General features: G+C 73.9%; 16 protein-coding genes. 9 read left to right on the top strand and 7 right to left on the bottom strand.

The features are described from left to right. Nucleotides 1-124: 124 nt before the first annotated feature. From VQH23_RS07275 to VQH23_RS07265, 3 genes are all read right to left on the bottom strand, one after another. Nucleotides 125-2,620 (bottom strand): PAS domain-containing protein, encoded by a 2,496-nt coding sequence (locus VQH23_RS07275; RefSeq protein ID WP_338664966.1) that lies wholly within the window; start codon nucleotides 2,618-2,620, stop codon nucleotides 125-127. A 69-nt stretch (nucleotides 2,621-2,689) separates the two neighbouring features. Next, nucleotides 2,690-3,640, bottom strand: a complete 951-nt coding sequence (locus VQH23_RS07270; RefSeq protein ID WP_338664965.1) for an MYG1 family protein — start codon at nucleotides 3,638-3,640, stop codon at nucleotides 2,690-2,692. A gap of 295 nt (nucleotides 3,641-3,935) precedes the next feature. Further along, nucleotides 3,936-5,957 (bottom strand): M3 family metallopeptidase, encoded by a 2,022-nt coding sequence (locus VQH23_RS07265; protein ID WP_338664964.1) that lies wholly within the window; start codon nucleotides 5,955-5,957, stop codon nucleotides 3,936-3,938. A gap of 111 nt (nucleotides 5,958-6,068) precedes the next feature. On the opposite strand from VQH23_RS07265, the gene VQH23_RS07260 reads away from it, so the two are divergent. Then, complete coding sequence (locus tag VQH23_RS07260) at nucleotides 6,069-7,040, top strand: tripartite tricarboxylate transporter substrate-binding protein (RefSeq protein ID WP_338664963.1); 972 nt, start codon at nucleotides 6,069-6,071, stop codon at nucleotides 7,038-7,040. 291 nt (nucleotides 7,041-7,331) lie between these two features. On the opposite strand, the gene VQH23_RS07255 is transcribed toward VQH23_RS07260, so the two are convergent. The 3 genes from VQH23_RS07255 to VQH23_RS07245 all read right to left on the bottom strand — a co-directional run bounded on the left by VQH23_RS07255 (nucleotide 7,332) and on the right by VQH23_RS07245 (nucleotide 9,393). After that, nucleotides 7,332-7,538, bottom strand: a complete 207-nt coding sequence (locus VQH23_RS07255; RefSeq protein ID WP_338664962.1) for a hypothetical protein — start codon at nucleotides 7,536-7,538, stop codon at nucleotides 7,332-7,334. A gap of 72 nt (nucleotides 7,539-7,610) precedes the next feature. Continuing rightward, nucleotides 7,611-8,966, bottom strand: a complete 1,356-nt coding sequence (locus VQH23_RS07250) for an aldehyde dehydrogenase family protein (RefSeq protein ID WP_338664961.1) — start codon at nucleotides 8,964-8,966, stop codon at nucleotides 7,611-7,613. Between the two features lie 184 nt (nucleotides 8,967-9,150). Beyond that, nucleotides 9,151-9,393, bottom strand: coding sequence for a hypothetical protein (locus VQH23_RS07245; RefSeq protein WP_338664960.1), 243 nt, complete (start codon nucleotides 9,391-9,393; stop codon nucleotides 9,151-9,153). A gap of 262 nt (nucleotides 9,394-9,655) precedes the next feature. On the opposite strand from VQH23_RS07245, the gene VQH23_RS07240 reads away from it, so the two are divergent. From VQH23_RS07240 to VQH23_RS07215, 6 genes are all read left to right on the top strand, one after another. Beyond that, nucleotides 9,656-10,126 carry a Tat pathway signal protein gene (locus VQH23_RS07240; protein ID WP_338664959.1) on the top strand — a complete coding sequence of 157 codons (471 nt, stop codon included), beginning with the start codon at nucleotides 9,656-9,658 and terminating at the stop codon, nucleotides 10,124-10,126. A 3-nt stretch (nucleotides 10,127-10,129) separates the two neighbouring features. After that, nucleotides 10,130-10,951: a MotA/TolQ/ExbB proton channel family protein gene (locus VQH23_RS07235; protein WP_338664958.1), complete on the top strand. Its 822-nt coding sequence runs from the start codon at nucleotides 10,130-10,132 to the stop codon at nucleotides 10,949-10,951. Nucleotides 10,952-10,957: 6 nt separating this feature from the next. Beyond that, nucleotides 10,958-11,407 (top strand): protein TolR, encoded by a 450-nt coding sequence (tolR, locus tag VQH23_RS07230; protein ID WP_338664957.1) that lies wholly within the window; start codon nucleotides 10,958-10,960, stop codon nucleotides 11,405-11,407. A 14-nt stretch (nucleotides 11,408-11,421) separates the two neighbouring features. Next, nucleotides 11,422-12,582, top strand: a complete 1,161-nt coding sequence (locus tag VQH23_RS07225; RefSeq protein WP_338664956.1) for an energy transducer TonB — start codon at nucleotides 11,422-11,424, stop codon at nucleotides 12,580-12,582. A gap of 50 nt (nucleotides 12,583-12,632) precedes the next feature. After that, nucleotides 12,633-13,013 carry a hypothetical protein gene (locus VQH23_RS07220; protein WP_338664955.1) on the top strand — a complete coding sequence of 127 codons (381 nt, stop codon included), beginning with the start codon at nucleotides 12,633-12,635 and terminating at the stop codon, nucleotides 13,011-13,013. 92 nt (nucleotides 13,014-13,105) lie between these two features. Further along, on the top strand, nucleotides 13,106-13,708 hold the full coding sequence (locus VQH23_RS07215) for a DUF308 domain-containing protein (protein WP_338664954.1): 603 nt from the start codon (nucleotides 13,106-13,108) through the stop codon (nucleotides 13,706-13,708). Nucleotides 13,709-13,986: 278 nt separating this feature from the next. Here VQH23_RS07215 and VQH23_RS07210 read toward each other — a convergent pair whose 3' ends face one another. Further along, nucleotides 13,987-15,171 carry an NAD(P)/FAD-dependent oxidoreductase gene (locus VQH23_RS07210; protein ID WP_338664953.1) on the bottom strand — a complete coding sequence of 395 codons (1,185 nt, stop codon included), beginning with the start codon at nucleotides 15,169-15,171 and terminating at the stop codon, nucleotides 13,987-13,989. A 95-nt stretch (nucleotides 15,172-15,266) separates the two neighbouring features. Between VQH23_RS07210 and VQH23_RS07205 the strand changes: the two genes are divergently transcribed. Continuing rightward, nucleotides 15,267-16,226 (top strand): acetamidase/formamidase family protein, encoded by a 960-nt coding sequence (locus VQH23_RS07205; protein WP_338664952.1) that lies wholly within the window; start codon nucleotides 15,267-15,269, stop codon nucleotides 16,224-16,226. Between the two features lie 165 nt (nucleotides 16,227-16,391). Then, nucleotides 16,392-16,886, top strand: a complete 495-nt coding sequence (locus VQH23_RS07200; protein ID WP_338664951.1) for a GcrA family cell cycle regulator — start codon at nucleotides 16,392-16,394, stop codon at nucleotides 16,884-16,886. Nucleotides 16,887-17,030: the final 144 nt, after the last annotated feature.

Below are 17,030 nucleotides of genomic sequence, written 5' to 3'. Positions count from 1 at the left end.
GAAGCGCACCGTCAGCGGGATGACTCCCACTCAAAGAAGAAGATGATGGTGGGAGGTCCGGAGGGAGGAAGAATTCCTTCTTCCTCTCCCCGGCCACGGCGGCCCGGCGAAGGATCCGAAGCCGTCAGGGCTGGACCAGCGTCCCCGCGACGAGCTGCCGCACCGCGCGCACCAGGTCCTCCGGCCGGATCGGCTTCGTCAGCACGGTGGCGCCGTGGTGCCCCGGCGGCGGCTCGCCGTAGCCGGTGGTGAAGATCATCGGCACGCCGCGCGCCGCCAGCTCGTCCGCCAGCGGCAGGACGGGGCGGCCGCCGAGCTTCATGTCCAGCACCGCCGCGTCCAGCGCGCCGGCGCCGCGGGCCGCGGCCAGCCCCTCCTCCAGCGTGCCGGCGGGGCCGATGATGCGGCAGCCCGCGGCGGCCAGGGCATCGGCCACCTCCACCGCCACCAGTGCCTCGTCCTCCACCACCAGCACGCACAGCCCGGCCAGCGCCCTCGGGCCCGGCGCCGGGCCGGGATCGGCCGGGGCGGGCGGCGGCGGGCCGGCCCCAGGGGCGATAGCGGCGATGCAGGCCGCGCCGATCCGGATGGTGGCGATCAGCCCGCTCCGCGGCCACTCCTGGGCAAAGGTGCCGCGTAGCTGGTGGCGCACGCTGATCTCGATCAGGCGGGAGCCGAACCCCTTGCGCGCCGGGGGAGCCTCCACGGGCGGCCCGCCGCGCTCGGTCCAGCGGATCAGCAGGTCCCTCTCGCCGCCCGCCGGCTCCGCCCACCAGCGCAGCCCGACCATTCCCCCCTCGCGGGAGAGGGCGCCGTACTTCCGGGAATTTGTGACCAGCTCGTGCAGCACCATGGAGAGGGGCTGCACGGCGTCCGGCCGCAGCGTCACGGCGGGGCCCTCCAGCTCCGCCTGGGGCGGGCCGTCGGCGGGGCCGCCCAGCTCACCCTCTGCCAGCGTGCGCAGGGACCCGCCCTCCCACCGGTCCTGGGCCAGCAGGCCGTGGGCGCGGGCCATGGCGGAGATGCGGCCCTCGATCGCGCGGGCGAAGGCCTTCGGGTCGTCCTTCGGCGAGAGCTGCACGAGGGAGCGGACGACGGACATCACGTTGCGGGCGCGGTGGTCCACCTCCCGCATCAGAAGCTGCTGCTGCTGGTCGGCCGCCCGCCGCTCCCGCAGGTCGCGCAGGATGACGGAGATGCCGATCACCCGCCCATCCCCGCCCCGCATGGCCGCAAGGGTGATCGCGACGGGGATGCGCGAGCCGTCCTTCGCCACCCGCACCGCCTCGTGGTCGCGGATCGTCTCGCCGGAGAGGGCGCGGCGGAACAGCGGGCCCGCCACGTCATCGGACGGCAGCAGCAGGTCGATCCGCCGGCCCAGCACCGCCTCCGGCGGGTAGCCGAACAGGCTTTCCGCGCCCCCGTTCCAGCTCATGATCGTGCCGTCGGCGGGGGAGAGGCTGATGATGGCGTCGTCCGCGGAGGTGACGATGGCGGCCAGCCGGGCATTCGCCTCCTCGCCCTCGCGCAGCGACCTCTCCCGCGCCTCCGCCGTCTCGGCCATGGCGTTGAAGGCCATGGCGAGGCGGTCGAACTCGGACCCTTCCCCCTCCTTCCGCGGCGCGACGGCGATGCGCGCCGCCGTGTCGCCCCGGCGCCAGCGTTCGGAGGCCGCGAGCAGCCGGTCCACCGGCTCCCGCACCAGGCGCCGCGCCCCGATGACGGTGAGGAGGAGCGCGAGCAGGATGGTGCCGGAGAGGATCATCGCCCCGCGCCTCTCCGCCGCCGAGGCCTGGGCGAGAAGGGCGGCGCGGTCCAGCCCGACGACGACCGTGTGCGTGCCCGTCGTCCCGGCCGGGACATGGGCGTAGAACCGGCGCCGCCCGTCGGACCCGACCTGGTCCACCACGCCCTCGCCCTCAAGCCCGACGAGCGCGGCGATGGAGCCGCGAACCTTCTCGCCCACGACCTGCCCGCGCCCGGGCCGGGACGCCAGCACCACCCCGTCCCGGTCCACGACGCTGGCGACGGCGTGGGGCGGGAGCGGCATGCGGCCCAGTTCCCCGGCCAGCCAGTCCAGCCCGATCCCGGCGTGCACCACCCCGGCCACCCGCCCCCCCGTATCGGGCCCCATGTCGGGCCCCGTGTCGCGGAAAGGCTGGGAGAAGTGGAAGCTGCCCTGGCCGGAGGCGCGCCCGACGACGAAGCCGCCGGTGACGAAGCCGTTCTCCGCCAGGGCGCGGCGGAAGTAGTCGCGGTCCCCCACCCCGTTCCCAATCGCCGAGGAGTCGGCGGAGCAGACCACCCGCCCGTCCGGCGTGGCGGTGGCGAGAACGACGTAGCGCGGGAAGTCCCGCATGATCGCGGCGAAGAAGGACTGGCACTCGGCCGCGTCCAGCGCCCGCACGGCGCGGAGATTGCCCAGCGTCGTGAGGAGCTGGCGCGCGCCGTCGGCGATGCGCTGGTGGTCGGCGGCCATCAGCCGGGCCGTCCGCAGCACCTCCTCCCGCGCCGCCGCCTCTCGCGCGTGCCGCTCCTCCTGGGCGCCCCAGAACAGGGCCACCAGCGCCGGCAGCAGCGCGATCCCGACGAGGATTAGCAGCCGGAACAGCAGTGGCACGGAGGCAGGCTCAACGGAGGGGATGGCAGCACGGAACGCACCATAACGGTCCCGTGCCGCACCGCCACATCACGGCGTCGCCAGCGCCCGCCGGGCCATCTCCACCGCCCCCTCCCGCGTGCGGGCGGCGCCGACAAAGCGGCGGAGGTGGACGAAGACCGCGTCCGCCACCCCGCAGCGCGCCGCCAGCTCCTCCCCCTGCAGCCCCGCCCAGTCCGCCGGCAAAGGCATGCGCTGCGCGAAGGAGCCGGGCTCCGGCGGCATGGTGTCCAGCATCCAGTTTCCGTTCGAGGCCGGGCTGACGCAAAACAGCACGGGCAGTTCGTGCGCGAAGACCGCGCTCTTCCAGGGCATGCCGCGGTCCAGAACGAGGATCTGCGGATCCGCCCCCGCCCGGTGGGCGGCCAGCACGATCGCCTCCGCCGCGCGGCGGGCGCGCATCCCCTCCACCCGGCGGCGCAGGATGCCCTCGGCAAAGGCCGAGGCGGCGACGAAGGCCGCATTCCCGGCATCCGGCCCCTCGGCCTCCGGGCTGTCCCAGGTCGGGTTGAAGTCGCCCGCGAGCGCCGCGAGGCCGAGATTGTCGTCCCGCACAGGGCCGCTGGCGGAGACGCCGTTGTCTACCTCGTCGATCCGGAGGATCAGCGACCCGTCCAGCTCCGCCGCGATGCCCTCGGCGAAGCCGCGCGCCTCCTCCGGCAGCATCGCCGCCACCGCCGCCACCCCGTACTCCTGCCAGACGAGCCCGGCGGAGGAGAAGGGCGTGCCGTCCGGCCGCTCCGGCGCGCCGCGCTGGTGGTGGTCGAAGCGCTTGGCCGCCGCGTCGTACACCGTGCCCACGTCCCACACGATGTCCGCAGCCTGGATCGCCTCCGGCTTGCGGGTGCGGACCAGGACGTGGTCCTCCTCCGCCGCGCGCAGGCCGAGCGCGAGGCGCAGCACGGCGTAGGCGAAGACGTCGTCGCAGTGGAACTTGCCGCTGTGCGTGGCCAGCACCGGCCGCGCGCTCTCTTCCGCCATGCTCATCCTGTCCCGTCTTGTTCTGATCTGTCCGGAGCCAGGGGGCGCCGCCCCCTGGAACCCCCGCCAAGGGCCTGAGGCCCCTGGACCCCCGTCTGGCTGCCGCCGCGCCGTCCTGAGACGGTATTTCTGCAGGACAGGCCCCTTCCTGCCCTGGCAGTCGCCTCGGGTCATCGACCCGAGGCGAACCGTCAGCAGGGTATTCCCAAGCCTAGAAGAAGATGATGGTGAGGGGTCCGGGGGAGAGGAAGAATTCCTTCTTCCTCTCCCTGGCCACGGACCGCCACCCGGCGGATCAGTCCACCAGCTCCCGCGTCCGCAGCAGCGCCGCCGTGCTCGGCGTGCGGCCGCGGAACGCCACGTAGAGCGCCATCGGGTCGCGCGTGTCGCCGGCCGAGTAGAGCGTGCGGAGGCGCGCGGCGGTGGCGGGGTCGAAAGGGTTCTGCGCTTCGGTGAAGGCGTCGAAGCCGTCCGCGTCCAGCACCTCCGCCCACATGTAGGCGTAGTAGCTCGCCGCGTAGCCGCCGCCGGCGAAGAGGTGCTGGAAGTGCGCGGGGCGGTGGCGGATGCCGATCTCGGCGGGCATGCCGATGGAGCCGAGAAACTCCTTCTCGAAGCTCTCGATGTCGATTGTGCCCGGCGCGGGGTGGCTGTGCAGCGCCATGTCGATGAGGGCGGACGAGGTGTACTCCACCGTCGCGAAGCCCTGGTTGAAGCCGCGGGCGGCGAGGAGGCGGCTGATCAGCGCGTCCGGGATCGGCGCGCCCGTCTCGTGGTGGCGGGCGTAGAGGCGCAGCGTTTCCGGCAGCGCCATCCAGTGCTCGTAGATCTGGCTCGGCAGCTCCACGAAGTCGCGGCGGACGGAGGTGCCGGACTGGGCGGGGTAGCGGACCTTGCTCAGCAGCCCGTGCAGGGCGTGGCCGAACTCGTGGAACAAGGTTTCCGCGTCGTCGAAGCTCAGCAGCGTGGGCTCGGACTTGGCGAAGTTGTTGTTGTTGACGATCACCGGGGAGACGGGGGCGTCCAGGTTCTCCTGGTCGCGGTAGCTGCTCATCCAGGCGCCGGAGCGCTTGTCGGCGCGCGCGTAGGGATCGGCGAGAAAGACGCCGACATGGCCGTCGGCGTCGCGCACCTCGTAGGTGCGGACGTCCGGATGGTAGGCGGGCGCCTCCACTTCCGTGAAGGAAAGGCCGAAGAGGCGACCGGCGGTGTCGAAGGCCGCTTGCTGGATGTTGCCGAGGAGGAAGTAGGGCTTCAGCTCCGCCTCGTTCAGCTCGTAATCGGCCTGGCGCACCTTCTCGGCGTAGTAGCGCCAGTCCCAGGCGGCCAGCTCGCCCTCAAAGCCCTCCTTGCGGGCCACCGCGAGGAGGCGGTCGCGCTCCTTCGCCGCCTTGCGCTTGGCGGGCTCCCACACCTCGGCCAGCAGGCCCTGCACCGCCTGCACCGTGCCGGCCATGGAATCGGCCAGCCGGAACTCGGCGAAGGTGGCGTAGCCCAGCAGCTTCGCCCGCTCCGCGCGCAGCGCCAGGATTTCCGGGATCAGCGGGCGGTTGTCGTGCTCGCCGGCGTGGGTGCCGCGCGCGGTCCAGGCACGGTAGGCGGCCTCGCGCAGGTCCCGCCGGGCGGAGAAGGTGAGGAAGGGCTCGATGAGGGAGCGGGAGAGGGTGACGGCGTAGCCCGGCAGGTTCCGCTCTGCCGCAGCGCTCGCCATGCCGTCGCGCAGGAAATCCGGCAGGCCGTCCAGGTCGGCTTCCGTCAGCGCGAGATGCCAGACCTTCTCGTCATGGACGACGTTCTGGCCGAATTCCGTGTGCAGCACCGCAAGGCGGGAGGAGATCTCCGTCATTCGCGCCTTCGCCGCCTCGTCCAGCGCGGCGCCGGAGCGGATGAAGCCGAGATGCGTGCGATCGAGCAGCCGCATCTGGTCCTCCTCCAGCCCCAGCAGCGTCCGTTGGCGATGCAGCGCGTCCACCCGCGCGAAGATCGCGGGGTCGAGCGAGACGCGCATCCCGTGCTCGGCCAGGCGCGGCGACATTTCCGTGTCCACCGCCTCCAGCGCCTCGCCCCCGAGGCTGACGACGAGGTTGCCGAACACGTTGCCCACCCGCGCCAGGGCCCGCCCGCTGCGCTCCAGCGCTTCGATTGTGTTGGCGAAGCCCGGTTCCGCCGGGTCGGCGCCAATGGCCGCGATCTCCTCCAGGTGCTCCGCCATCGCGGCCTCGAAGGCCGGCACGAAGTGCTCGGGGCGGATGCGGTCGAAGGGGGGCAGGCCGAAGGGGGTGTCCCAAGGGGTCAGGAGGGGGTTGGGCTCGGTCATGCCGCGCATACGCGGCCGATGCGATGGGACCGTCAAGGTGGGGCGGCCGCCCTTGCGCCCGCGGCGTGCCCCTCGCAACCTCGGGCGCAGGAAACGTCACGAGGCAGAACCATGCCCGCAACCACGCGCCGCCGGCTGCTTTCCACGGCGGCGGCCCTTCCCGTCCTGCCCTCCGCCGCGCGCGCCCAGGCCTGGCCGTCCCGGCCGATCCGGGTGATCGCCTCCTACGCGCCGGGCGGCGGGGTGGACGTGCCCACCCGCCTCGTCGCGGAGCCGATGGGGGCGATCCTTGGCCAGCCGATGGCGGTGGAGAACCGGGCGGGCGCGACGGGCTCCATCGGTGCGGCCGCCGTCGCGGCGGCGGCGCCGGACGGCTACACCATCCTCTCGGACGCCTCCGGCCAGGCGCTCAACCCCGCCCTGCTGACGAACCTGCCCTTCGACTACGTGACGGCCTTCGCCCCGATCGGCCACCTCTGCATCCTGCCGCAGGTCCTCGTGGTTCTTGCCTCCGGCCCGGCGAGCCTGCCCGCGCTGATGGAGGCCGCGCGGAAGAAGCGGGGCATGACCTACGCCTCCTCCGGCATCGCCTCCGGCCCGCACCTGGCCGGCGCCGTGCTGTCGCGCCGGGCCGATCTCGGCCTTACCCACGTCGCCTATCGCGGATCGGCGCCCGCGATGCAGGACGTGCTGGCGGGTGCGGTGGACATGGCCTTCTCCACCACGCCCCAGGCCGTGCCCCTGATCCGGGAGGGGCGGCTGCGCGCGCTCGCCGTCACCACCGCGCAGCGCCTGCCCTTCCTGCCGGAGGTGCCCACGGTGGCGGAGGGGGGCTTCCCCGGCTTCGACGTGAACGACTGGGTGGCGATGTGGGCCCCCGCCGGCACCCCGGCGCCCGTGCTGGACCGGCTGAACGCCGCGCTGAATCAGGCGCTGTCGGACCCCGCGTGGCGGGACCGGCTGCTGAACGGCATCGGCGTGCTGCCCGCCGGCGGCAGCCGGGAGGACCTCGCCCGCTTCGTCACCGCGCAGCGCGCGGCGATGCGGGAGGTGGTGCGGGCGGAGAACATCAGGGTGGAGTGAGGCTTTCCGCGCCTCTCGCTGTCGGTCCGTGGCCAGGGAGAGGAAGAAGGAATTCTTCCTCTCCCCGGATCCCTCACCATCATCTTCTTCTAAGCTTTTAATTTGCTCGGCTGCCGGTGCGCCTCGGGTCGATGACCCGAGGCGACTGCAAGGCAGGAAGAGGCCCGTCACGCCGAGACCTCGTGTCAGGCCGGCGTGGCGGCAGCCAGAAGGGGATCCGAGGGCCTCAGGCCCTTGGTGGGGGTCCAGGGGGCGAAGCCCCCTGGGTCCGGACCGCCCAGAACACGGCTGTCAGCGGCCGCGCTGCTCCGGCCCATCGGTCTCCGCCCGCCCCTGAGGCTCGCCTTCGGCCGGCTTGCCGTCGCCGAGTTCTTCCAGCTTCCGCTTCACCTTCCGGTCCTCGTCCGTCAGCGGCACGGGGTTTACCGGGGCCACGCCGGGCGGAACCGCGTCGCCGGGATCGGGACCACCGTCCTGCCGGTTGCTGTCCTGGGCCATGATGCGCTCCTCCCGGCCTGTTCGAGCCAGGAGAGCGCGGGGTGGATCGGGCGGTTGCAGCGGCGCGGGCCGCTAGCCCATCAGCCGGCGGATTATAGAGAGCGGTGCCCTCGGGGGCGGGTAGCGGAGGGTCGGGTCGATCCCGGCGGGCTGACGGAACAGGGCGCGGGGGTTGGAGAAGGCTTCGAAGCCGGCCTCGCCGTGGTAGCGCCCGGAGCCGCTGGGCCCGACGCCGCCGAAGGGCAGGTCGGGGACGGTGCAGTGGACAATGTGCTCGTTGACGCAGAGCCCGCCGGAGGGCAGGGCGGCCGCCACCGCCTCCGCGAAACCCGCGTCCCGCGTGTGGACGTAGAGGGCGAGGGGGGAGGGGCGGCGGGCGAGGCCGGCCAGCAGCGCGTCCCGGTCCCGCCAGGTCGCCACGGGCAGGACCGGGCCGAAGATCTCCTCCTCCAGCAGCGCGGGGTCGGGGTCCAGCAGGACAGTGGGCTGGATGTGCAGCGCGTTGTGGTCCACCCCGCCGCCGATCGCGGCGCGGCCGCGGGGCAGCACCGCCTCCAGCCGCGCCAGGTGTCGCGCGTTCACCACGCGCTGCATCCCCCGCCCGTCCTCGCCGTAGAAGCGGGCGATCGTGGCGCGCAGCGCGTCCAGCAGGGCCTCCGCCTTCGATTCATGGACGAGAACGTGGTTCGGGGCGAGGCAGGTCTGGCCGGCGTTGAGGAACTTCGCCCAGGCGATGCGCCGCGCGGTGGGGACGGGGTCGGCGTCCGCGTCCACGACGCAGGGATTGGCGCCGCCCAGCTCCAGCGTGGTGGTGGCGAGGTTGCGGGCGGCCGCCTCGGCCACCTTGCGCCCGGTCTCCGTGCTTCCGGTGAAGAAGAGGTGGTCGAAGGGCTGCGCCGTCAGCGCGGCGGCGAGGGACGGGCCGCCCTGCGCCACCGCCACGTGGCCGGGCGCGAAGCAGCGCGCGACGAGCCGCGCCAGCACCTCCGCCGAGGCCGGCGCCACCTCGGAAGGCTTCAGCACCACCGCATTCCCCGCCGCCACCGCGCTCACCAGCGGCACGAGGCAGAGCTGCACGGGGTAGTTCCACGGCCCGAGGATCAGCACGGCCCCGCGCGGTTCCATCCGAAGAGCGGCGCGGCCGGGGAAGTGGAACCAGCGCCCGCCCGCGCGCCGCTCCCCCGCCCAGCGCGGCAGGCGCTTCAGGGCGAGGGCGATCTCCTGCCGCACGAGCAGGATCTCGGAGGTCCAGGAGTCGAAGTCCGACTTGCCGAGATCGGACCGCAGCGCGGCCAGGATCTCGCCCTCCATCGCCTCCATCCCGTTCCGCAGCGCGCGCAGCGCGGCGATGCGGGCGGGCAGAGGGCGGGTGACACCGGTGGCGAAATGCGCGCAGGCGGCGTCCAGCAGGGCGGCGGCTTCGTCCATGCCCTCCCTTACCCTGCCGCGCGGGCAGAGACGATGGAGGCCCGTCGGGCCCCGCCCGGGCCGTCACCGCCGAGGGTCATGGCCTTTTGGCGCCTCCCCTGAGCGCCTCTCTGGGAGAGGGGGATGAGAGGGGTCCGAGGGGAGCGCCCTCTCTTTCCAACGCCGTTCGCGCTCCGGTGCCGGATCAGCCCCCTTCCTTCCCCTCGTCCTCCTCGTCGTAGGAGACCTCCGCCCCGCCCACCACGGCCAGGCAGTCGGCGTAGGTGGAGAGGATCCAGTCCCGATCGTGCTCCGTGCCGTCCTTCGAGGAGGCCATGATGATTCGCAGCAGGGCGAGGGCCACGGCGGGCTCGCTCTCTCCCTGGACTTCGATGTTCGGCAGGTCGGACATGCCGGCCCCTTTCGTGTCGCGGTGCAGCGGGTTCAAAGCCTTAACATGCGGCAGGGATGCGGGAAGGGCCGGGCATCACGCGGAGTTGGCAGGTCCGCCCATCTTTATCTGCAAGTCGTTCGCAACCGCGTTGCATATGCTTTGCAGGTGCGATAGACGGCAGGCCTCCGACGGACGCATCGCGGCCCGGCGCCCCCCGCCGTGCCGCCCGCGCCGGGCCTTCACCGGCCCGGCGCGTGCCGCCCGTTCCTGGGCGCCCCGGCCGGGCGCCCCGACAGATCAAGGACGCTCCAGGGACATGCCCCTCGCCCGCGCCTTACGGTTCCTGCCCGTGCTGCTGGCCCCGCTGCTGCCGATGGCGGCCGCGCCGGCGCTGGCCCAGACGACCCCGGCCCAGACGGCCCCGGCCCAGATTGCCTCCGGTGGTCAGGTCGCCGTGGAGCTGAACCGGCTGGAGGCGCGGCCAGAGGGCTGCCGGGTGTGGATGCTGGCGCGCAACCCCGGCGCGGCGGTGGACCCGCTGCGCCTCGACCTCGTGGTCTTCGGCAAGGACCAGGTGGTGGCGCGCCGCCTGGCACTCGATCTCGGCCCGCTGCCCGCGGAGAAGACCATGGCCCGCATCTTCGACCTCGCCGGCACGTCCTGCGACGGCGTGGGCTACCTCCTTCTGAACGACGTGCTGGCCTGTGGGCCGGACGCCACCCCCGCCGCCTGCCTCGGCCGCCTGGCCGTCAGCTCGCGGGTGCAGGGCGTGGCGCTGGAGAAGTAAGCCATGAACCCCGCCGCCCCCGCGCCCGCCGCTCCCTCCGTCCCGCCCGCCATGTCTGCAGCAGCCCCCGCCGTGCCCCCCGCCGTACCCCCCGCCGTGCCCCCCACTGGCCCGGTCGCGGTGCCCGGGGCGCCCGCCACCGACCTTGCCCACGCGGCGGTCGGGCACGACCTCTCCCCGCTCGCGCTGTTCCTGCAGGCCGACCCCATCGTGAAAGGGGTGATGATCCTGCTGCTCGTCGCCTCCATCGCCTGCTGGGGGATCATGGTCGAGAAGCTGATCGCCGCCCGCCGTCTCCGGGCGGAGGCGCGCAAGCTGGCCGGCGCCGCGACGGGCGCCGTGACGCCCGAGGGCGGGCTGGCCGCCGAGGTGATCCGCGCCGGCGCGCGGGAGTGGCACGAGGGCCGCGACCCCGCAGAGAGCCGCGGCGAGTACCGCGAGCGGATGGAGCACGCCATGCGCGCCCCCGTCATCGCCGCCTTCCGCGCGGCGGAGCCCGGCCTGCCGCTGCTGGCCACCATCGGCGCCGTCGGCCCCTTCATCGGGCTGTTCGGCACGGTCTGGGGCATCATGAATTCCTTCTCCGGCATCGCGGCGAGCGGCGACACCAGCCTCGCTGTCGTGGCGCCGGGCATCGCGGAGGCGCTCTTCGCCACCGCCATCGGCCTGGTGGCCGCCATCCCCTCCGTCATGGCCTATAACCGCTTCACCGTGACCTTCGCGCGGATCCGGCAGAACGCCTTCTCCTCCATCCATGAGCTCTCGGCCGGCATGGCGCGGCGCCCCGCCCCCTCCCGCGCCCATAGCGGCCGCGCGGCGGAGTAGGCCGCGATGGCCATGTCCATGGGCGGCGGTGGCGGCGACGATGACGACGCCGCGCCGATGGCCGAGATGAATGTCACGCCGCTGGTGGACGTGATGCTCGTGCTGCTCATCATCTTCATGGTGGCCGCGCCGATGATGACGGTGGGCGTGCCGGTGAACCTGCCGCGCACGGCGGCCGCCCGCGCCGCCTCCACCAATCCGCCGGTCGTCCTCACCGTCGCGCCGGGCGGCAGGATCTTCATCCGGCAGGAGGAGATCTCCGAGGCGGCGCTGACGGAGCGGTTGGTGGCCCTGCACGCGCAGGACCCGGAGGCCCCCGTGCACGTGCGCGGCGACCGCGCCGTGCCCTATGGCGACGTGCTGCGGGTGATGGGCCGCGTCTCCCGCGCCGGGATTACGAAGGTCTCCCTCATCGCCGAGGCCGACGCCGCCGCGCCCGCGGTGCAGGCGCGCTAAAGGGCGGGGCCGGGATGGACCACCTCCTCGCCGAGAAGCCCCAGGCCGCCCGGCCGGCCCTGCCGTTCATGCCGAAGGTGGTGCCCCTGCCGGAGCCGCCGCCGGCGGTGCTGGAGGCCGCGCTCGCCGTCGCCGCCCGCCACCCGGCCCCCGCCCCGCATCGCTCCGGCCTGCGCCGCGCGGCGAAGCCGTTGGCCTGGGGCGTCTCCGCCCTGTTCCACGCCGCCGCCATCGGCGTGCTGCTGATCCCCGCCGCGCCGCCGGAGACGCCCGTCCCCGCCGTGGAGGTGGAGACCATGCCGGCCCCGGAGCCCGCGCCGGCGCCCGATCCCGCCCCCGTGACCGAGGCCGCGCCCCCGGCCGCCCCGCCCGATTCCGTGGCCGCTGCCCCGCCCGAGCCGGCGGCCGCCACGCCGCCGCCCGAGACCGCCGCCCCGCCGCCGCCGGACGCCGCCCAGCCCCCACCCCCCGAGGCCGCGCCCCCGCCGCCGCCGGAGGCCGTAACGCCGCCCCCGCCGGACACGGCCCCGCCGCCGCCGCCCGACGCCGCGCGCCCGCCGCCGCCGGACGAGGTGGCGATGGTGGAGCCTGACCCCGTACCGCCGCCCCCGCCAGAGGCGCCGCCGCCGCCGGAGCCGCCGCCGGTTGAAGCCACGGAGGAGCCCCCGCCGCTTCCCCCGCCCCCCGCCCCGCCGCCGCCGCCCGTGCCGGTGGTGCAGCCCCCGCGCCCCCGCGCCCCGGCGCCCCGCCCCGTGCGGCCGCAGGTGGCGGAGCAGGCGCCCGTCCAGCCCTACACGCCGCCCGTGGCCGCGCCGCCGGCTGCCGTGCCCTCGCCCGCCCCGGCCCCCGCGGCGCCGGCCGCGCCCGCCCGGGCCGCCGGCGGCCTGCCCAGCAACTACGTGGGCCAGATCCAGGCGGCGCTGCGGCGTGTGCAGCGCTACCCCGCCGGCGCCCGCGCGCGGCGCGCCGAGGGCGTGGTGAACGTGGGCTTCGTGCTGCGCCGGGACGGGACCGTCATCTCCGCCCGCGTCGTCCGCAGCTCCGGCGAATCCGACCTGGACGAGGAGGCGGAGGCGATGCTCCGCCGCGTGAGCCTGCCGCCGATGCCCGACGACATGGCCGGCAACACGGTGGACATGGTGGTGCCCATCCGCTTCAGCCTGAGCATCCGCTGAAGCGGGCCATCTGCCTTCAAAAACAAACGGCTGGACACCATATCCACCGGGTGTCCAGCTACCCCGCCATCCCCTTCCCGCCGCTCTCCCCACGCCTCCGCCGCCGCATCGCCCGCCTCTCCCGCGCGGTGCGGGAACGGCGCGCGCTGGAGCTGCGCTACGGCGGCGCCTGGCGCGTGGTGCACCCCCACGCCATCGGCCGCACCGGCACTGGCCGCATCGGCCTGCTGACCTGGCAGACCGCCGGCCTCGCGCGCGGCCCGGACGACCCCGGCGAGGGATGGCGCCTCTTCGACGTGTCCCGCATTGAGGGCAGCCGCGCCCTGCGCGCCCACTTCGCCCCGCGCCCGCGCGGCGGCCCGCACTGGACACCCGGCATCGACGCGCCCGTGGCGGAGGTGCCGAGCCGGGCGGAGGCGCTGGCGGCCTGACGCCCACCCGCGGCGGGCAGCCGGCGCAACCTTCCGCGCCGCGTCCCGCTGCAACGGCATCCATCCGCATCCCCGCGCAGGAGCCGCCGGCCATGTCCGCCACCACCCTTCCCACCCCGGCCGAGGGGCGCTTCCGCGTCGTCCGCGCCCTGGCGAGCGGCTGGTGGCTGCTGCTCCTCCGCGGGGTGGCCTCCATCCTCTTCGGCATCTTCGCCTTCCTCGCGCCGGGGCTGGGGCTGGCCGTCATCCTCGGCGTCCTCGCCGCCTGGCTGGCGCTGGACGGGATTTTCACTCTCTGGCAGGCCGCGACGGGCCGGAGCGCCACCCCCCTCCCCGGCCCCGCGCGCCCGCACTCCGGCTGGCTCTGGGTGGACGGCCTCCTCTCCCTCGTCGCGGCCGTAGTGCTGATGGCCATGCCGATCGCCTCCGCCATCATCCTCGTGCTGCTCGTGGCGGCCTGGTCCATCGCGACGGGGATCTTCCGCATCGTCCTCGCCTGGCGCAGCGGCAGCTGGCTGCTCGGGCTCTGGGGGGCGATCGGCATCCTCATCGGGCTGTGGCTGGCCGCGGCGCCGGGGGCGGGGCTATTGGCACTGATCTGGGTGGTGGCCATCCAGGCCGTGGTGGGCGGGGTCCTCCTCCTCAGCCTCGCGTTCCGGCTGCGGCGCATCCACCACGACCCGACGCCGGGGTGATCCTGCGGCTCCGGTCCGTGGCCAGGGAGAGGAAGAAGGAATTCTTCCTCTCCCCGGACCCCTCACCATCATCTTCTTCTTCGAGTTGGTCTGATCTTCGCTGACGGTGCGCCTCGGCTCGTGGAGCCGAGGCGACTGCAGGGGCAGGATGGGGTGCTGATCGTAGAGGGCCGACATCTCCCGTCAGTCCCGCGGCAGCCCGATGCAGGTCCAGGAGGCTCAGCCTCCTGGTGGGGGTTCCAGGGGGCAAGGCCCCCTGGTGCCGGACAGTCGGAAACCTAGACCGACATCCCCGCGCACCACCCCGACGACCAGGCCCATTGGAAGTTGTAGCCGCCGAGCCATCCCGTCACGTCCACCGCTTCCCCCACCACGTGCAGGCCGGGGACGTCCTTCGCGGCCATGGTCTGGGAGGAGAGGGCGGCGGTGTCCACGCCGCCGGCCATCACCTCGGCCTTGGCGTAGCCTTCCGTGCCGGTGGGGGTGAGGGAGAGGGCCTTCAGGCGGGCGGCGACGGCGGAGAGGGGCTTGTTGCCGAGCTCGCCCACGGGGCGCGCGTGCTCCTGGAACAGGGTGGCGCCGAGGGCGGAGGCGAGGCGCTGGGGCATGTGCTCCGCCAGCACGGTGTGCAGGGCGGCGCGCGGGCGCTCATTCTTGCGGGCCAGCAGCCAGGCGGTGGCGTCGAGCCCGGGCAGCAGGTCCACGGTGACCGGCTCACCGGGGCGCCAGGGGGTGGAGACCTGCAGGATGGCGGGGCCGGAGAGGCCGCGATGGGTGAAGAGCATCGCCTCCGCGAAGCGCGCGGGGCCCGCGCGCGCCTCCACGGGGAGGGAGACGCCGGAGATGGGGCGCATGAGGGCGAGGTCGGACTCCCCGAAGGTCAGCGGCACCAGGGCGGGGCGGGGCGTGACCACGGGCAGGCCGAAGCGGCCGGCGATGTCGAGCGAGAGGCCTGTCGCGCCCATCTTGGGGATCGAGAGGCCGCCGGTGGCGAGCACGAGGGCGGGGGCGGCGAAGCTGCCGCGGTTCGTCTCCACCTGGAAGCGGTCCGCGCGGGTGACGCCGGTAATGCGGTGGCGCGGGCGCAGGTCCACGCCGGCGGCGTCGCACTCGGCCAGAAGCATCCCGACGATCGCGCGGGCGGAGCCGTCGCAGAAGAGCTGGCCGAGCGTCTTCTCGTGGTAGGGGATGCGATGGCGCTCCACCATCGCGATGAAGTCCCGCTGCGTGTAGCGGGAGAGGGCGGAGCGGGCGAAGTGTGGGTTGGCCGAGAAGAAGCGCGCGGGCTCCACCTCGAGGTTGGTGAAGTTGCAGCGGCCGCCGCCGGAGATGAGGATCTTCGCCCCCGGCGCCTCCGCGTGGTCCAGCAGCAGCACGCGCCGGCCGCGCCGCCCCGCGGTGAAGGCCGCCATCATGCCCGCGGCGCCGGCGCCGAGGATGATCGCGTCGAAGGTCTCGGTCATCGTGGGCCTCCCTTGGCGCCGCGCGACGGATCGCGCAAGGCCGTCTCGCCAAGCCGGGCGGGGCGGGAGAGAATGGCGCACCGGAGGAATCGATGATGCCGCATTTCGTCCCCGCCACGCCGCAGACCACGCGCATCGGCCAGTTCGACGCCGGCTTCCCGCCGGTGGCGAGCATCGCGGCCGGGGAGAGCGTGACGCTGCAATGCGTCTCCGGCCTCGGCGACGCCGTGCCGGGCGAGGGCAGCGGGATGACCGTGCCGCAGGCGCTGCGCGACATCGCCGCCGCTAACACGGCGGGCCTCTCGGGCCACATCATCACCGGGCCGGTGGAGGTGCGTGGCGCGGAGCCGGGCGACGCGCTGCGGGTGGAGATCGAGCGGATCGAGCTCGGCACGGACTGGGGCTTCTGCGGCTTCCGCCCGCTGATGGGCACATTGCCGGAGGACTTTCCCTTCCGCCGCATGCTGCACATCCCCGTGGACCAGGCGGCGAAGACCTGCACCCTGCCGATGGGCGGCGGCATCCGGCTGGACCTCGCGCCCTTCTTCGGCGTGATGGGCGTGGCGCCGCCGGCCGAGTGGGGCCGCATCTCCACGAAGGAGCCGCGCGCGCATGGCGGCAACCTCGACAACAAGGAGCTGGTGGAGGGCACCACGCTGTGGCTGCCCGTGCACGTGGCGGGCGCGATGTTCTCGGCGGGCGACGGCCACGGCGTGCAGGGCGACGGCGAGGTCTGCATCAACGCGCTGGAGACGAGTCTGACCGGCACCTTCGGCCTGCACGTGGAGAAGGGAGGCGGCGCGCGCGACCCGATCCTGCGCTTCCCGCGCGCGGAGACGCCGACGCACTTCATCACCATGGGCATGAACGAGGATCTGGACCTCGCGATGAAGCAGGCGCTGCGCGAGATGATCGGCTTCATCGCCGCGCGCACCAACCTCACTCCCGCGGACGCCTACCAGTTCTGCTCGCTCGCGGTGGATTTCCGGGTGACTCAAACCGTGAACGGCGAGAAGGGCGTGCACGGAATGTTGAGGAAAGGTGTCATCCTCTAGCGGCGTGTGAAGTCGGCGCACGAAGCGGCTGATCCGATTCACACACTGATTCCTGTCCACAGAATCACCCACATTTCCGTCCACAAGTTTTCGTGGGCGTCATCTTGTGGGCGGGTAACCCTGTGACCTACCGTATCTTGTATCGTCGTTGACGGGGGTTGCGCGATGGACTGGTCAGCGGAAGCGATCGAGCAGTTGCGGGCGCTCTGGGCGGAAGGACACTCCACCGCCGAGATCGGGCGCCGCATGGGCATCTCGAAGAACGCGGTGGTGGGCAAGGCGCATCGCCTGCACCTGCCCGCGCGCCCCAGCCCCATCCAGCGCGAGCAGGCCGCCGCATCGGCCGCGCCCCGTCCGGTGGCAGCCGCCGCGCCGGTCATGGGGCCCGTCACGGGGCCGGTCGCCGCGCCCGCGCCGCGCCCCGTCGTCGCCGCCGCGCCCCGCCCGCCGGCCGCCCCCGTGATGCGCGCCGCGCCGCCCGCCGTGGTGCGCCCCTTCCCGCGCAGCGGCGCCCGCACCTGCTGCTGGCCGATCGGCGAGCCCGGCACGCCGGAGTTCCGCTTCTGCACGTCGGAGTCCTTCGGCGGGAAGCCCTACTGCCTGGAGCACGCCTCCATCGCCTACGTGAAAGCGCGCGATCGCCGCGAGGACGCTGCCTGAGGGCAGCGGCATCGCGTGACAGGAGGGGCGCCGGTCAGGGGGACCGGCGCCCTTCTTGTTTGGTGTGTTTCATGAGACTTCGCGCCTGCCCGGGCCAGGAGAAGGACCCGGACCCCATCATCCCATTCCTCAGGCTGGCGCCGG

This window comes from Pararoseomonas sp. SCSIO 73927, assembly GCF_037040815.1.
Classification (GTDB): Bacteria; Pseudomonadota; Alphaproteobacteria; order Acetobacterales; family Acetobacteraceae; genus Roseomonas.
The sequence above is the reverse complement of the archived record's forward strand: the minus strand, read 5'-3'. Positions and strand labels throughout refer to the sequence as shown.

What these genes read in the sequence shown, in the direction of transcription:
- VQH23_RS07215 (WP_338664954.1), top strand. Translation starts at nt 13,106, where the DNA reads ATGTCCGCCACCACCCTTCCCACCCCGGCCGAGGGGCGCTTCCGCGTC.
- VQH23_RS07270 (WP_338664965.1), bottom strand. Translation starts at nt 3,640, where the DNA reads ATGGCGGAAGAGAGCGCGCGGCCGGTGCTGGCCACGCACAGCGGCAAG.
- VQH23_RS07260 (WP_338664963.1), top strand. Translation starts at nt 6,069, where the DNA reads ATGCCCGCAACCACGCGCCGCCGGCTGCTTTCCACGGCGGCGGCCCTT.
- tolR (WP_338664957.1), top strand. Translation starts at nt 10,958, where the DNA reads ATGGCCATGTCCATGGGCGGCGGTGGCGGCGACGATGACGACGCCGCG.
- VQH23_RS07235 (WP_338664958.1), top strand. Translation starts at nt 10,130, where the DNA reads ATGAACCCCGCCGCCCCCGCGCCCGCCGCTCCCTCCGTCCCGCCCGCC.
- VQH23_RS07240 (WP_338664959.1), top strand. Translation starts at nt 9,656, where the DNA reads ATGCCCCTCGCCCGCGCCTTACGGTTCCTGCCCGTGCTGCTGGCCCCG.
- VQH23_RS07225 (WP_338664956.1), top strand. Translation starts at nt 11,422, where the DNA reads ATGGACCACCTCCTCGCCGAGAAGCCCCAGGCCGCCCGGCCGGCCCTG.
- VQH23_RS07210 (WP_338664953.1), bottom strand. Translation starts at nt 15,171, where the DNA reads ATGACCGAGACCTTCGACGCGATCATCCTCGGCGCCGGCGCCGCGGGC.
- VQH23_RS07205 (WP_338664952.1), top strand. Translation starts at nt 15,267, where the DNA reads ATGCCGCATTTCGTCCCCGCCACGCCGCAGACCACGCGCATCGGCCAG.
- VQH23_RS07250 (WP_338664961.1), bottom strand. Translation starts at nt 8,966, where the DNA reads ATGGACGAAGCCGCCGCCCTGCTGGACGCCGCCTGCGCGCATTTCGCC.
- VQH23_RS07200 (WP_338664951.1), top strand. Translation starts at nt 16,392, where the DNA reads ATGGACTGGTCAGCGGAAGCGATCGAGCAGTTGCGGGCGCTCTGGGCG.
- VQH23_RS07265 (WP_338664964.1), bottom strand. Translation starts at nt 5,957, where the DNA reads ATGACCGAGCCCAACCCCCTCCTGACCCCTTGGGACACCCCCTTCGGC.
- VQH23_RS07255 (WP_338664962.1), bottom strand. Translation starts at nt 7,538, where the DNA reads ATGGCCCAGGACAGCAACCGGCAGGACGGTGGTCCCGATCCCGGCGAC.